Genomic DNA, 14642 nt, shown 5'->3' on the forward strand with positions numbered 1-14642 from the left:
GGGCACGGTCCCGTACACGCGTCGAGGATCAGGCCGGCAGGCCCAACTCCCGCGCGATCAGCATCCGCTGGACCTCGCTCGTGCCCTCGCCGATCTCCAGGATCTTCGAGTCGCGCCACATGCGGGCCACCGGGTACTCGTTCATGAAGCCGTAGCCGCCGTGGATCTGGGTGGCGTCACGGGCGTTGTCGACGGCCACCGTCGAGGAGTACAGCTTGGCGATCGCCGCCTCCTTCTTGAAGGACTCGCCGAGGACCAGGCGCGAGGCCGCGTCCCGCCAGCCGATCCGCGACATGTGAGCCTTCGTCTCCATGTCGGCGATCTTGAACTGGATCGCCTGGTTGTCGGCGATCGGCCGGCCGAAGGCGTGCCGCTCGTGCGCGTACTTCACCGACTCGTCCACACAGCCCTGCGCGAGACCCGTCGCGAGCGCCGCGATGGCGACCCGGCCCTCGTCCAGGATCCGCAGGAACTGCGCGTAGCCGCGGCCCTCTTCGCCCAGCAGGTTCTCCACCGGGACGCGGACGTCATCGAAGGAGAGCTCGCGGGTGTCCGAGGCGTTCCAGCCGACCTTCGAGTACGGGGCGGCGACCGTGAAGCCCGGCGTGCCGGACGGGACGATGATCGAGGAGATCAGCGGGCGGCCGTCGGGCTTGCGGCCGGTGACCGCCGTGACGGTCACCAGACCCGTGATGTCCGTACCGGAGTTGGTGATGAAGCACTTCGAGCCGTTGATGACCCAGTGGTCGCCGTCGCGGACGGCGGTCGTGCGGGTGCCGCCGGCGTCCGAGCCCGCACCGGGCTCGGTGAGGCCGAAGGCGCCGAGGACCTCGCCGGAGCAGAGCTTCGGCAGCCACTCGCGCTTCTGCTCCTCCGTGCCGAAGCGGAAGACCGGCATGGCGCCGAGGGAGACGCCCGCCTCCAGCGTGATGGCGACGGAGGAGTCGACGCGGGCCAGCTCCTCCAGGGCGATCCCGAGGGCGAGATAGTCGCCGCCCATGCCGCCGTACTCCTCCGGGAAGGGGAGGCCGAACAGGCCCATGCGGCCCATCTCGCGGACGATCTCGTACGGGAACTCGTGCCGCTCGTAGAAGTCGCCGATCTTCGGGGCGACGACGTCGTGCGCGAAGGCCTCGACGGTGCGGCGGAGTTCCTCGTGCTCTTCGGTGAGCCGGTGGTCGAGGGACATGGGTTTCGTCACTCCTTGTGGGAGAGGGCGCGGACGGTACGGGAAGGGCTGGGCCGGCCCAGCTGTTCGGCCATCCACCCGCTCGTGGCGGTGAGGGCGGCCAGATCGACCCCGGTCTCGATGCCGAGACCGTCGAGCATCCACACGAGATCCTCGGTGGCGAGATTGCCGGTGGCGCTCTTCGCGTACGGGCAGCCGCCGAGGCCGCCGGCGGAGGCGTCGACCGTCGTCACCCCGTGCCGCAGCGCGGCGAGGGTGTTGGACAGGGCCTGCCCGTAGGTGTCGTGGAAGTGCACGGCGATACGGGAGGTGGGGACCCCGGCCTCGTTCAGCGCGGTCAGGAGCGCCTGGACGTGGCCCGGGGTGGCGACGCCGATCGTGTCGCCGAGGCTCAGCTCGTCGCAGCCCATCTCGGCGAGGGCCTTCGTGACGCGGACGACCTGCTCGATCGGGACGGCGCCCTCCCAGGGGTCGCCGAAGCACATCGAGAGGTAGCCGCGGACCTTGAGGCCCGCCTCTATGGCGCGGGTGACCGTCGGCGCGAAGAGCGCGAGCGCCTCGTCGACGGTCCGGTTGAGGTTGGCCTTCGCGAAGGACTCGGTCGCCGAGGCGAAGACCGCGATCTCCCGCGCCCCGAGCGCGAGCGCCCGGTCGAGGCCGCGCTCGTTCGGCACGAGCACCGGGAGGCGGACGGGCAGGTCGCGGACGAGCGGGAACAGCTCCTCGGCGTCGGCCAGCTGGGGCACCCACTTCGGGTGCACGAAGCTCGTGGCCTCGACGGTGTCCAGGCCGGCGGCGGCGAGCCGCCGGACGAACTCCGCCTTCACGGCGGTCGGGACGGCCGTCTTCTCGTTCTGCAGCCCGTCGCGGGCGCCGACCTCGTGGATCCGGACCCGGGCGGGGAGCGAGGGGTCGGCGACGGTCATGGGCAGGCCGGTGGTCATGCGTCCTCCTCCTCGTGGGGCGTCACCACGGCCAGGATCTGGTCCATGGCGACGGTGGTGCCGGGCGTGACGTCGAGCTCGGTGACGGTGCCGGCGTGCGGGGCGGAGATGACGTGCTCCATCTTCATCGCCTCGACGACGAGCAGGCTCTGCCCGGCCTCGACCTCGTCCCCGACGGCCACCTTGACGACCGTGACGGTGCCGGGCATCGGCGCGGCGAGCGTGTCCGCCCCGCCGTGCCTCGCCCCGCTGAGCGCGGCCTCGACGGGGTCGTGGTCCAGGACGTGCCAGGAGTCGCCGTCACGGCCGAGCCAGACTCCCTCCGGGGAGGTGGCGACGGTGAAGTGGTGGGTGACGCCGTCGAGGGAGACGGAGATGTCCCCCACCCCGCCGCTGCCCGAAACCCTGCCGGGGGCGGAGGGCGTGCCGCCCAGGGTGGCGGTGAGGGCGCCGGCTTCGCCGGGCTCGCCGAGCAGGAGCTCGGCGGTCGCGGCGGTGCCGCGTACGCGAACCGGGACCGGCTCGTGGCCCGGGATGCGGAAGTGGTGCGGTGTCCAGGCGGGCCGGCCGCCGAGGCGCCAGCCCGTACGGGCGTCGAAGGGGTCCGTCCAGCCCGGTTCCGCAGGGGGTGCGGCCGGGAACTGGCGCAGCAGCGCCGCGGCTGCGTACACCTCGGCCGGGACGCCCTCGGGGACCAGGCTCTCCGCGTCCCTTTCCACCAGGCCCGTGTCGAGGTCGCCCGCGATCACGTCCTCGTGGGCCAGGAGGCGGCGCAGGAAGCCCGCGTTGGTCGGGACGCCGAGGGTGACCGTGTCCGCGAGGGCCGCGCGCAGCTTGCGGAGGGCCGTCGGGCGGTCCTTCGCGTGGACGATGACCTTCGACAGCATCGGGTCGTAGAGGGACGAGACCTCCGTGCCCTGGGAGAGACCCGAGTCCGTCCGGACTCCGTTCCCCTGCGGCTCGTTCAGCGCGAGGACCGTGCCGCCCGAGGGGAGGAAGCCCCGCGAGGGGTCCTCCGCGCAGATGCGGGCCTCGATCGCCCAGCCGTCGAGCCGGATGTCGTCCTGCGTGAAGGGGAGCGGCTCGCCGGCGGCCACCCGCAGCTGCCACTCCACCAGGTCGATGCCGGTGATCAGCTCGGTCACCGGGTGCTCGACCTGGAGACGGGTGTTCATCTCCATGAAGTAGTACGCCGACGGGTCGACGCCCGGCACGATGAACTCGACCGTGCCCGCGCCCACGTAGCCGCAGGACCGTGCCGCCTCGACCGCCGCCGCACCCATGGCGGCGCGGATCTCGGGGGTGAGGAGGACGCTCGGCGCCTCCTCGATGATCTTCTGGTGGCGGCGCTGGAGCGAGCACTCGCGCTCGCCGAGGTGCACCACGTTCCCGTGGGTGTCGGCGAGGACCTGGATCTCGATGTGCCGGGGCCGGTCGATCCACCGCTCCACGAGCAGCGTGTCGTCGCCGAAGGACGCGCGCGCCTCACGGCGGGCCGCCGCGATCTCCTCCTCCAGGACCGTCAGGTCCCGGACGAGCCGCATGCCCTTGCCGCCGCCGCCGGCGGACGGCTTGAGCAGGACGGGAGCGCCCAGCTCGCGGGCCGCCTCGACCAGTTCGGGATCGGCGGCGCCGGGGACGACGGGCACGCCCGCCGTCTTCACGGTCTCCTTCGCCCGGATCTTGTCGCCCATCAGGGAGATCGCCTCGGCGCTCGGGCCGATGAAGACCAGACCGGCGTCGGCGCAGGCCCGCGCGAAGGCGGCGTTCTCCGCGAGGAAGCCGTAGCCCGGGTGCACGGCCTGTGCCCCGGTGCGGGCGGCGGCGTCGAGGAGCGCCGGAACCGACAGGTAGGACTCGGCGGCCGGCGGCGGACCGATCCGTACCGCCGTGTCCGCCTCGCGGACGTGCCGGGCGTCGGCGTCCGCGTCGCTGTAGACGGCCACCGAGCGGACGCCGAGCTCCCGCAGGGTGCGGATGACGCGGACGGCGATCTCGCCCCGGTTGGCCACGAGGACGGTGTCGAACATGCTGTGCATCTCCTGAGGGCCCTTCACATCCGGAAGACGCCGAACTGGGGGTCACCCAGGGGCGCGTTGGCACAGGCGGTCAGGGCGAGGCCGAGGACCTGCCGGGTCTCCAGGGGGTCGATGACCCCGTCGTCCCACAGCCGGGCCGAGGCGTAGTAGGCGCTGCCCTGGGTCTCGTACTGCTCGCGGATCGGAGCCTTGAAGGCCTCCTCGTCCGCCGCGCTCCAGTCGTCGCCGAGCTGGTCCCGCTTGACCGTCGCGAGGACGGACGCGGCCTGCTCGCCGCCCATGACGGAGATCTTGGCGTTGGGCCACATCCACAGGAAGCGGGGGGAGTAGGCCCGGCCGCACATCGAGTAGTTGCCCGCGCCGTACGAACCGCCGACGACGACCGTCAGCTTCGGGACCCGGGTGGTGGCCACGGCCGTGACCATCTTGGCGCCGTGCTTGGCGATGCCGCCGTGCTCGTAGGCCTTGCCGACCATGAAGCCGGTGATGTTCTGGAGGAAGACGAGCGGGATCCCGCGCTGGTCGCACAGCTCGATGAAGTGCGCGCCCTTCTGGGCGGACTCGGCGAACAGGATGCCGTTGTTGGCGACGATCCCGACGGGGTGGCCGTGGATCCGGGCGAAGCCGGTGATCAGCGTCTGCCCGTACTCGGACTTGAACTCCTGGAAGCGGGAGCCGTCCACGACGCGGGCGATCACCTCGCGCACGTCGTACGGGGTACGGGAGTCCACCGGCACCGCGCCGTACAGCCCGGCCGGGTCGACCTTCGGCTCCTCGGCCGGCTCGACCGACCAGGGCAGCGGGCCGCGCTCGGGGAGCGTGGCGACGATGTTCCGGACGATGCGCAGGGCGTGGGCGTCGTCCTCGGCGAGGTGGTCGGTGACGCCGGAGATCCGGGAGTGGACCTCGCCGCCGCCCAGCTCCTCGGCCGTGACGACCTCGCCGGTCGCCGCCTTCACCAGCGGCGGACCGCCCAGGAAGATCGTGCCCTGGTTCCGGACGATCACGGCCTCGTCGCTCATCGCCGGGACGTACGCGCCGCCGGCCGTGCACGAGCCGAGGACCGCCGCGATCTGCGGGATGCCCGCGCCGGACATCCTGGCCTGGTTGTAGAAGATCCGGCCGAAGTGCTCCCGGTCCGGGAAGACCTCGTCCTGCATCGGCAGGAAGGCGCCGCCCGAGTCGACCAGGTAGAGGCAGGGGAGACGATTCTCCAGCGCCACCTCCTGGGCGCGCAGGTGCTTCTTCACCGTCATCGGGTAGTACGTGCCGCCCTTGACGGTCGCGTCGTTGGCGACGATCACGCACTCGCGGCCCGAGACCCGGCCGATGCCGGCGATGACCCCGGCGGCCGGTGCCTGGTCGCCGTACATCCCGTTCGCCGCCAGCGGGGCCAGCTCCAGGAAGGGCGAGCCCGGGTCCAGGAGGGTGTCCACGCGGTCCCTCGGCAGCAGCTTCCCGCGCGCCGTGTGCCGGGCGCGGGACTTCTCACCGCCTCCCAGAGCGGCGGCGGCGAGCTTGGCGCGCAGGGTCGCGGCCAGCTCGTGGTGCGCCGACTCGTTGGCCTGCCAGGCCGCGGACGCGGGATCCGCCGCGCTCGTCAGCACAGGTGCCTGCTGCATCCCTCGAGCTCCCTTGCTCGGTTAATGAGCGTTAACGTATGGCGCCCAGGTTAACGACCGCTAACCGGGTTGTCTAGAATCGATCGCATGACCACGATCCCGACCCCCACCACGACGCCGCAGGCCGGTGGCAGGACCGCGGCCCCGACGCGGCGCGAGCAGATCCTCAGGGAGGCCGCCCGCCTGTTCGCCGAGCGCGGCTTCCACGGGGTGGGCGTGGACGAAATAGGGGCGGCCGTCGGCATCAGCGGCCCCGGGCTCTACCGCCACTTCCCCGGCAAGGACGCGATGCTCGCCGAGCTCCTCGTCGGGATCAGTGAGCGGCTCCTCACCGGGGGCCGCATCCGGGTCGGCGAGACCGCCGGCGACCCCGAGGCCGTGCTGGCCTCGCTCGTCGACGGCCACATCGACTTCGCCCTCGACGACCGGCCGCTGATCACGCTGCACGACCGGGAGCTCGACCGCCTCAAGGACGAGGACCGCAAGCGGGTGCGGCAGCTCCAGCGGCAGTACGTGGAGCTGTGGGTGGCGGTCGTGCGGGAGCTGTACCCGGACTCCTCCGAGAGCGAGGCGCGGACGGCGGTGCACGCCGTCTTCGGCCTCCTGAACTCGACCCCGCACCTGGCGGCCCTCGGCCGCCAGTCGATGGAGGAGCTGCTGCGACGGCTGGCGCACGGGGCGTTCGGGGCGCTGGCGCGCGCCTAGGGGGTGTCCGGCGGCGCCGGGTGGGGTGGCGCGGGCGCGGGGGTCCAGAAAACGGGACGGGCTGCTCGTCGCCCCCTGTCCTCGGACAGAATGAGCCCCATGCCGATACTCAGCCGCCCCGCCCTTGTCGAGCACCTCGTGCGTACCCGGATCGCCGGAGACGTCGCCACGCCGCGGGACAACAACCTCTCCCACTACAGAAAGCTCGCCAACGGCGACCGGCACTACTGGCTCGGGCTGGAGCTCGGCGACCGTTGGGCCGACGAGCAGGACGTGCTCGCCGTGATGGCGGAGCGTTGCGGGGTCGTCGACGACCCGGCCCACCGGGTCGGCCAGGACACCATCGACCCCGAGCTGACCGTCGACGGCCTCGACCGGATGGCCGCCCGCCTCCGCAAGGCGGCCGCCGGCAAGGAGCGGGTCCTCTTCGCGACCGGCCACCCCGGCTCGCTCATCGACGTCCACAGCCGGATCGCCGCCGCGCTGCGCGCCCAGGGCTGCGACATCGTCAGGATCCCCGGCGGGCTGATCGCCGACGAGGGGTACGTCGTGCAGTTCGCCGACGTCGCCGTCTTCGAGCGCGGGGCCACCCTCTGGCACACCCACTCCCCGGAGCCGATGAACGCCATCCTGGACGCCCTCGGCGAGGACGGGCGCCCCGATCTGGTGATCGCGGACCACGGCTGGGCCGGGCGCGCGGGCCAGCGCGGGATCGACTCCGTCGGTTACGCGGACTGCAACGACCCCGCCCTCTTCATCGGTGAGGCCGAGGGCACGATGCAGGTCACGATCCCGCTCGACGACCATGTGATCGACCCCCGCTACTACGAGCCGATGACGACGTACACACTGGAGGCCTCAGGCCTGCTCTGACGGCCGGGCACGACGCCGGCCCAGGCCCGGTGTCGGGTCCAGGTACACGCGGCGGATCGCCGGGAAGCGCTCGCGGAGCTGGTCCTCGGCGTCCTCGCAGGCCCACTCGATCTGCTCCGCCGAGGCGACGTCCCGGAAGTCGATCTTCGCGGCGACCAGGACCTCGGACGGCCCCTGGATCAGGGTCGTCAGGTCGAGGACGTCCACGACGTGCGGGACGGTGAGCAGCTCCTCGCGGACGGCCGCCCGCATGGGCCGGGGCAGCGGCCGGCCGATGAGGAGCTCGGCGTTGGAGCGGCCGAGGACCCAGGCCACGTACACGAGCAGGACACCGATGAGGATCGAGGCGACGCCGTCCCAGACGCCGGAGCCGGTGATCTGGCCGCCGAGCAGGCCGCCCGCCGCCAGCATCAGTCCGGCGAGGGCGGCGGAGTCCTCCATGACCACCGCCTTGACGGTGGTGTCGGCGGTCAGCCGGAGGTAGCGGCCGAAGGGGGCCTTCATCCGCTCCGCCTCGGCCTTGACCTGCTTGACCCCGGTCCGCAGGGAGAACCCCTCCAGGACGAAGGCGACGCCGAGGACGACGTACGAGATCGTCGGGTCGCCGAGCTCCTCGCCGTGGGTGAGCGTGTGGATGCCGTCGTAGACGGAGAAGACCGCGCCGCCGACGAAGGTGGCGACGGCCGCGAGCATCGCCCACACGTACCGCTCGGCCGCGTACCCGACGGGATGGTCCTCGTCGGCGGGCTTATCGCTGCGCTTGAGCGCGGTGAGCAGCATGGCCTCGGTGACGGTGTCGGCGAGCGAGTGGGCCGCCTCGGAGAGCATCGCGCTCGATCCGCTGACGACCCCCGCGACGGCTTTGGCGGCGGCGATCCCGAGGTTCGCCGCCGCCGCCACGATCACCGTGAAGGTGCTTTCGCCGCTGTCCGCATCCGCCATGATCGGACGGTATGTCCGATCATCAGCGCGGCACGCGAACGACACCCTCCTGGATGACGGAGATCGCGAGCCGCCCGTCCTGCGTGTAGATCCGCGCCTGGCCGAGGCCGCGTCCGCCGGACGCGGTCGGCGACTCCTGGTCGTAGAGGAGCCATTCGTCGGCCCGGAAGGGCCGGTGGAACCACATGGCGTGGTCGAGGGAGGCCCCGACCACGTCACCGACGGCCCAGCCGCCGCGTCCGTGCGCGAGCAGGACGGAGTCGAGGAGGGTCATGTCGGAGACGTACGTGGCGAGGACGACGTGCAGCAGGGGGTCGTCGGCCAGCTTGCCGTTGGTGCGGAACCAGACCTGGGAGCGGGGCTCGCGCGGGGTCCCGACCGTCCCCCACGGGGGCGTCTCGGCATAGCGCAGGTCGACGGCGGCGCGGGCTTCGATCAGCCGGTCCGCGACCTCACGGGGGAGGTGGCGGGGGAGCATCTCGGCCGGCGTCGGGAGCGACTCCGGGTCCGGGGCGGGCGCCATGTCGACCTGGTGGTCGAGCCCCTCCTCGTACGTCTGGAAGGACGCCGAGAGGTGGAAGATCGGCTGCCCGTGCTGGACGGCGACGACCCGCCGGGTGGTGAAGGAACGGCCGTCGCGGATGCGGTCGACCGTGTAGACGATCGGCGCGCCCGGGTCGCCGGCGCGCAGGAAGTACGCGTGGAGCGAGTGGGCGAGCCGGTCCGCCGGGACGGTCCGCCCCGCCGCCACCATCGCCTGGGCGGCCACCTGGCCGCCGAAGACGCGGGGGACGATCGCGGAGCGGGACTCGCCCCGGAAGATGTCCCGCTCGATCTGTTCGAGGTCGAGCAGATCGAGCAGGTCATCCAGAGCCGTGTGACCGTCGGGCACTTACAGGCCCATCGACTTGGCGATGATCGACTTCATGATCTCGCTGGTGCCGCCGTAGATGCGGTTGACGCGGTTGTCGGCGTACAGGCGGGCGATCGGGTACTCGTTCATGTAGCCGTAGCCGCCGTGCAGCTGGAGGCAGCGGTCGATGACGCGGTGCGCGACCTCGGTGCAGAAGAGCTTGGCGCTCGCGGCCTCGGCCGGGGTCAGCTCGCCCGCGTCCAGGGCCTCCAGGGCGCGGTCGGCGACGGCCTCGGCCGCGTCCACCTCGGCCTGGCAGGCGGCCAGCTCGAACTTGGTGTTCTGGAAGTGCGCGACCGGCTTGCCGAAGACCGTGCGGTCCGTGACGTACTGCTGGGCGAAGCGGACGGCGGCCTTGGCCTGGGCGTACGCGCCGAAGGCGATGCCCCAGCGCTCGGAGGCCAGGTTGTGCCCGAGGTAGTAGAAGCCCTTGTTCTCCTCGCCGAGCAGGTCCTCGACCGGCACCTTCACGTCGACGAACGCCAGCTCGGCGGTGTCGGAGGTCCGCAGGCCGAGCTTGTCCAGCTTGCGGCCGATGGAGTAGCCCTCGGACTTGGTGTCCACGGCGAAGAGGGAGATGCCGTGGCGGCGGTCCTCGGCCGTCGGGGCGGACGTGCGGGCGCAGACGATCACGCGGTCGGCGTGGACGCCACCGGTGATGAAGGTCTTGGAGCCGTTGAGGACGTAGTGCGTGCCGTCCTCGGAGAGCTTGGCGGTGGTCTTCATGCCCGCGACGTCGGAGCCGGTGCCCGGCTCGGTCATCGCCAGCGCCCACATCTCCTCGCCGGAGACGAACTTCGGCAGGTAGCGCTTCTTCTGCTCGTCGGTGGCGAGCATCTTGATGTAGGGGAGGGCGAGCAGCACGTGCACGCCGGAGCCGCCGAAGTTCACGCCGGCGCGCGAGGTCTCCTCGTACAGGACGGCCTCGAACTTGTGGGTGTCCAGGCCCGCGCCGCCGAACTCCTCGGGCACGTTGATGCCGAAGATGCCCAGCTCGCCGAGCTTGTAGTAGAAGTCGCGGGGCGCCTGTCCCGCCGCGAACCACTCGTCGTAGACAGGGGCGACCTCGGCCTCGATGAAGGCGCGGATGGTCTCCCGGAACGCCTCGTGGTCCTCGTTGAATACGGTACGGCGCACGAGCCGCCTCCTCGGAGTCCTGGGCACCCTGGCCCACTATGCCTAAGCGCTTGCTCAGTCAAGTTACCCATCGGTTCGTATCGCTGTCCAGATCTGTGCGCCCAAGGTTGTCCATGTCACGTCCCTCCTCTGCGCGGTCAGGACCCGTCGGCCTCCGCGGGGACCCAGCGACGGCTCGCGTCGTCGTACCCGAACGCGGGCCTGCCCGTGAGGGAGGAGGTGCGGAAGGGCCGGCCCTCGTCGGTGATGCGGACCGTCCCGGAACGGCCCTCGCTGCTCCACTCCAGCTCCAGGTACCAGCGGCAGTCGCAGCCCGCCGCTGCCGCCGAGACCAGCAGCTCCTCCGGCTCGGCGGCGCTGACCGCGTACGGGAAGGAGACCGCGGGGAGCGTCCGGCCCTCCTGCCCGGAGGCGTCGTACCCGTCCACCGCCCGCGCCACGGGCCGCGGCCGGTCCAGGTCCACCTCGAAACGGCGCGGCGTCACCGCCCCGCCGCACCCGTCGCCCATCCGGTACGCCGCCCAGGGCAGCGGCGCGCCCCGCTCCACCACCCGCACGTGCAGCGCCTGGAGCACCACGGCCGCCGCGCTCTTCCCCTGCACCGACACCCGCACCAGCGTCTCCCCGCCGTGCACGGCCCCCTGCGCCGTCGCCCAGCTCCGCGCGTCGGCCGCCTCCGGCGGGGGAGGGGGCGTCCGCTCCGCGAGGTAGGCGTGCCCGCACCCGTTCTGCCAGAGGTGGGAACCGACCGTCCACGTCAGCGGCGCCGGTGGTTCGGTGGCCCGCTCCGGGGTCTTCCCGGGCAGGAGTACGGCTCCGAGCGTCACCGTCCCCACGACCGCCAGCGCCCCGCCGACCACGCCCACCCACCCCCACCGACGCCTCCGCCGCTCGGGCGGGAGGCCCGGCACGCGCGCGCGGACGGGTTCCAGCTCGGGTTCGGGCTCGGGCTCGGACGCAGGCTCCGGGGCCGGCTCGGGGGCCGCCTCCGGGGCCGGGGCGGGCTCGGGGGCCGGTGCGGGCTCGGCCGGCTTCGGCTCCGCGGCGGGCTCGGGCGCCGGCTCCGCACCGGGCTCGGGCGTCTCCGCGGCGGGTCCGGGCGTCGGCTCCGCGGCGGGTTCCGGCACCGGAGGGCGGCGGGTGCCGTCCGCGCGGGTCCAGGCCGCCTCCAGGGCCCGCCGCTCCTCCTCGTCCGCCCCGCACAGCAGGGCGAGGCGGTCGACCACGGCGAACTCCTCCGGGACGGTCGCGCCGGAGCAGTAGCGGTGGAGGGTGGACGCGCTGACGCTCAGGCGCCGGCCGAGCGCCTCGTAACTCCTCCCGTCCCGGGCCTTCAGCGCGCGCACGAGCCGCGCGAACTCCTCGACGGTGGCGTTCTTCGGCATTCCATCCCCCTCGGCCCCGCGTCCCACCCTTCACGTCCTTGCACGTCAGCGGGGGTGAAATGGTTCCGGGACGGATGGTGGGCGCGTCACCGTTGCCGACGGCGGGCGCCGGCCCGACGCTGGTGGAGCACTGACCGAACGACCCGACGGGGGATCCACCACCATGAACAAGCTCCGTACCGCACTCGCCACCGCCGCCGCTGCCGCCCTGGGCCTCGCGGCCCTCGCCACGGCCCCGGCGCAGGCCGCCGCCCAGCCCGCCTTCCTCGCCGCCTCCCAGATGCCGCCGTCGTCGACGCCGTGGACCGCCACCCAGGTCTTCGCCGGCGTCCCGGAGAACGGCGGCGTCCTCTGCGCCCCGTACAAGATCCCGGCGCAGAACACCCGCTACCGCGAGTTCAGCACCGAGCTCGACACCAACGGCGTCCAGGTCACCACCGTGGCCCGCACCGAGGCCGACGCCGTGAAGCTGGTCGACACCCTCCGCAAGGCCCTCGCCGGCTGCGGCCCCCTGCTGGAGCGGCAGAACCCGGGCCTGCAGGCCGTCAGCGCCTACCACGGCAAGCTCGCCGTCGAGGAGGGCGCCTGGGTCTACAGCCTGGACACCGCCGACCCGCAGATCGGCAACACCGACATCCACCTCTTCTCCGTCGGCCGCGACGGCCGCACCGTCACCCTCGTCCGCTGGGGCCAGATGGGCGACTTCGAGGACGCCCCGCTGACCGCCTTCCGCACGACGACGAAGACCGCCGTCAACAAGCTCTGGCCGTGACCGACTCCGAGCGGCCCTGATCGTCCCTCCCCCTGCGCGCCCGGCCCCGCTGGGCGCGCCGGAGGAGAGCGACGGCAGGGAGATCGCGGGCCCTGGAGCGAGCCGCTGTCATTGATGACCATTACGCTGGCCGCGGAGAGGGGGCAGCATGCTGCTGAGGTTTCGTACCGCGAACGTCCGGTCACTGCGCGATGAGCAGGAACTGTCCTTCGTCGTGTCCGAGGGGGAGCCGAGTGCCGCCGCTCGGTCGCTGCATCTCGCCGGCAGCGGAGCGCTCGGGGTTCTGCCCCTCATCGGCGTCTTCGGCGCCAACGCGTCGGGCAAGTCGAACGTCCTGGCCGCCATGACCGACATGCGGACCGCCGTCCTCAACTCCTACGCGCGCTGGGCGTCGTACGACGGCATTCCGCGACGCCCCTTCGAGCTGGGCGGCGGCAAGGAGGAGCGTGAGCCGAGCTTCTTCGAAGCGGACCTGGTGATCGAGGATGTGCGCTGGACGTACGGGTTCGAGCTCGGCCCGGAGCGCGTCGAGGCCGAATGGCTGCACAGCTACCCCCGCGGCCACCGCCAGGTCTGGCTCGACCGCGACGCCTCACGCAGCGAGGTGTACGAATGGCCCGGCGCCCGGGTCAAGGACCGGGCCCAGCTCGTACGGCGTACCCGGCCCAACGCCCTGCTCCTGTCCACGGCCGGCACGGACAACCACCCCCAGCTCTCTCCGCTCTTCCACTGGTTCCGCCGCAACCTCTGGCTCATCAACCCGGAGGACGAGCGGACGCAGCGCGAGGCGTTCACCACGCGGGAGCTCTCGGGGACGCGCGCACGGCGCATCAACGAACTGCTGCGGGTCGCGGACCTCGGCATCACCGGCGCGGAAGTCGTCCAGGAGGGGCGGGGCCCCTCCACGGTGAAACTCACCCACCGGTCGGCCTCGGGTGAGGTGTCCTTCGACTGGCACGACGAGTCGTTCGGTACCCGCTCATGGTTCGCCCTGCTCGGCCCCCTGCTTCTTGCCCTCGACGAAGGCGCGGTCCTGCTCGTCGACGAACTGGACTCCAGCCTGCACCCCCGCTTCGCCGCCGAGGTGGTCCGGCTCTTCCACGACCCGGACGCCAATCCGAGGGGCGCGCAGCTCGTCTTCACCTCGCACGACCCATCGGTGCTCAGCACACCGAGCGGCGGACGCCTGCTGGAGCCCGCCCAGGTGTGGCTGACGGAGAAGGACGAGGACGGGGCCACCGACCTCTACCCGCTCACCGCCGCCTCCCCGGGCAAGGACGAGGACCTGATGAAGTCCTATCTGGCCGGAGCCTTCGGCGCGGTTCCCGATCTCCTGGAGGGCCAGATCGCCCGGCGGCTGCTGGCCGCCACAGGGCATGAGCAGGATCGTGGGGACGGGGCGGAGCTGAGCTGATGGCACGTACAAGGGGGAGGGACCAGCTGGCTCCCGCGAAGCAGCAGCGTGGGCGCCGCCGCCGGGTCGTCCACGTCTTCACCGAGGGCCGGGTCACGGAGCCCGACTACATCAGCATCATCAAGGCCCGGGGTGTCTACGCCGACCCCTCCCTGGCTGTCGAGGTGCGGATCGCGAACTCCACCGCACCGGGTTCCCAGCGGAAGCCGATCAAACTGGTCGAGGCAGCCGTACAGCTGATGCGGGACGAAGCGCGCGACGCGAAGCGCAACGGCCTGAAGCAGGAGTTCTGGCCGCAGGTCTGGTGCCTGTTCGACCGCGACGAGCACGAATCCATCGACACGGCGCTGAAGCAGGCCCGTGACGGGGACGTACGCGTCGCCTTCTCGCACCCGTGCTTCGAGGTGTGGCGGCTGCTGCACCACAAGGCGGTGAGCGGCACGTTCGGCGGGGTCTGCGGACAGGCGACGGCACGGCTGCCGTTCGCCAAGGACGCGGCGAACATCAAGAGCGTGCTGCCGGAGCAGATCGCGCGGGGCAGCTTCGCGGAGGCCAAGAAGCGCGCGCTGAAGATGAACGCGACGCACGGTGACCACGTACCGCTGGTCAAGCGCGATCCGTACACCGACGTCTTCGCCTTCGTCGAGGACGGGCTCGGAATCACCTCGTACTGACGCGAGCGAGGGGGCCGGGCGTCCGTTTTCGCG

General features: G+C 72.1%; 13 protein-coding genes. 5 read left to right on the forward strand and 8 right to left on the reverse strand.

The window, feature by feature from the left end; genetic code table 11:
- Window positions 1–28: 28 nt before the first annotated feature.
- The 4 genes from IE124_RS01000 to IE124_RS01015 are packed head-to-tail and all read right to left on the reverse strand — an operon-like array spanning window position 29 to window position 5794.
- Window positions 29–1189: an acyl-CoA dehydrogenase family protein gene (locus IE124_RS01000; protein WP_189503774.1), complete on the reverse strand. Its 1161-nt coding sequence runs from the start codon at window positions 1187–1189 to the stop codon at window positions 29–31.
- Between the two features lie 8 nt (window positions 1190–1197).
- The gene (locus tag IE124_RS01005) at window positions 1198–2133 is read right to left on the reverse strand and encodes a hydroxymethylglutaryl-CoA lyase (protein WP_141300895.1); all 936 of its coding nucleotides are present in this window, start codon (window positions 2131–2133) and stop codon (window positions 1198–1200) included.
- On the reverse strand, window positions 2130–4163 hold the full coding sequence (locus tag IE124_RS01010; RefSeq protein ID WP_189503776.1) for an ATP-binding protein: 2034 nt from the start codon (window positions 4161–4163) through the stop codon (window positions 2130–2132). The genes IE124_RS01005 and IE124_RS01010 overlap by 4 nt, the downstream gene beginning before the upstream one ends.
- A gap of 23 nt (window positions 4164–4186) precedes the next feature.
- Complete coding sequence (locus IE124_RS01015; protein WP_189503779.1) at window positions 4187–5794, reverse strand: carboxyl transferase domain-containing protein; 1608 nt, start codon at window positions 5792–5794, stop codon at window positions 4187–4189.
- Window positions 5795–5881: 87 nt separating this feature from the next.
- Between IE124_RS01015 and IE124_RS01020 the strand changes: the two genes are divergently transcribed.
- Together IE124_RS01020 and IE124_RS01025 are read left to right on the forward strand one after the other, a co-directional pair.
- A complete protein-coding gene (locus IE124_RS01020) occupies window positions 5882–6499 on the forward strand; it encodes an SACE_7040 family transcriptional regulator (protein ID WP_189503781.1) in 618 nt (205 codons plus the stop codon).
- Between the two features lie 99 nt (window positions 6500–6598).
- Complete coding sequence (locus tag IE124_RS01025) at window positions 6599–7372, forward strand: phosphatase (protein WP_189503783.1); 774 nt, start codon at window positions 6599–6601, stop codon at window positions 7370–7372.
- On the opposite strand, the gene IE124_RS01030 is transcribed toward IE124_RS01025, so the two are convergent.
- The 4 genes from IE124_RS01030 to IE124_RS01045 form a co-directional block, all read right to left on the reverse strand.
- Window positions 7358–8314: a cation diffusion facilitator family transporter gene (locus IE124_RS01030; RefSeq protein WP_189503785.1), complete on the reverse strand. Its 957-nt coding sequence runs from the start codon at window positions 8312–8314 to the stop codon at window positions 7358–7360. The genes IE124_RS01025 and IE124_RS01030 overlap by 15 nt on opposite strands.
- Window positions 8315–8336: 22 nt before the next feature.
- On the reverse strand, window positions 8337–9206 hold the full coding sequence (locus IE124_RS01035; RefSeq protein WP_189503787.1) for an acyl-CoA thioesterase: 870 nt from the start codon (window positions 9204–9206) through the stop codon (window positions 8337–8339).
- Window positions 9207–10364, reverse strand: a complete 1158-nt coding sequence (locus IE124_RS01040) for an acyl-CoA dehydrogenase family protein (protein WP_189503789.1) — start codon at window positions 10362–10364, stop codon at window positions 9207–9209.
- A 137-nt stretch (window positions 10365–10501) separates the two neighbouring features.
- Window positions 10502–11749 carry a helix-turn-helix domain-containing protein gene (locus IE124_RS01045; protein ID WP_189503791.1) on the reverse strand — a complete coding sequence of 416 codons (1248 nt, stop codon included), beginning with the start codon at window positions 11747–11749 and terminating at the stop codon, window positions 10502–10504.
- A 163-nt stretch (window positions 11750–11912) separates the two neighbouring features.
- On the opposite strand from IE124_RS01045, the gene IE124_RS01050 reads away from it, so the two are divergent.
- The 3 genes from IE124_RS01050 (at window position 11913) to IE124_RS01060 (ending at window position 14609) form a co-directional block, all read left to right on the forward strand.
- Window positions 11913–12521, forward strand: coding sequence for a hypothetical protein (locus IE124_RS01050; RefSeq protein ID WP_189503793.1), 609 nt, complete (start codon window positions 11913–11915; stop codon window positions 12519–12521).
- A 148-nt stretch (window positions 12522–12669) separates the two neighbouring features.
- Window positions 12670–13935, forward strand: a complete 1266-nt coding sequence (locus IE124_RS01055) for an AAA family ATPase (RefSeq protein WP_189503795.1) — start codon at window positions 12670–12672, stop codon at window positions 13933–13935.
- Window positions 13935–14609, forward strand: coding sequence for an RloB family protein (locus IE124_RS01060; RefSeq protein WP_189503797.1), 675 nt, complete (start codon window positions 13935–13937; stop codon window positions 14607–14609). Before IE124_RS01055 ends, IE124_RS01060 begins: the two co-directional genes overlap by 1 nt.
- Window positions 14610–14642 lie beyond the last annotated feature (33 nt).

It is taken from the genome of Streptomyces narbonensis, from assembly GCF_014649015.1.
Lineage (GTDB): Bacteria > Actinomycetota > Actinomycetes > Streptomycetales > Streptomycetaceae > Streptomyces > Streptomyces narbonensis.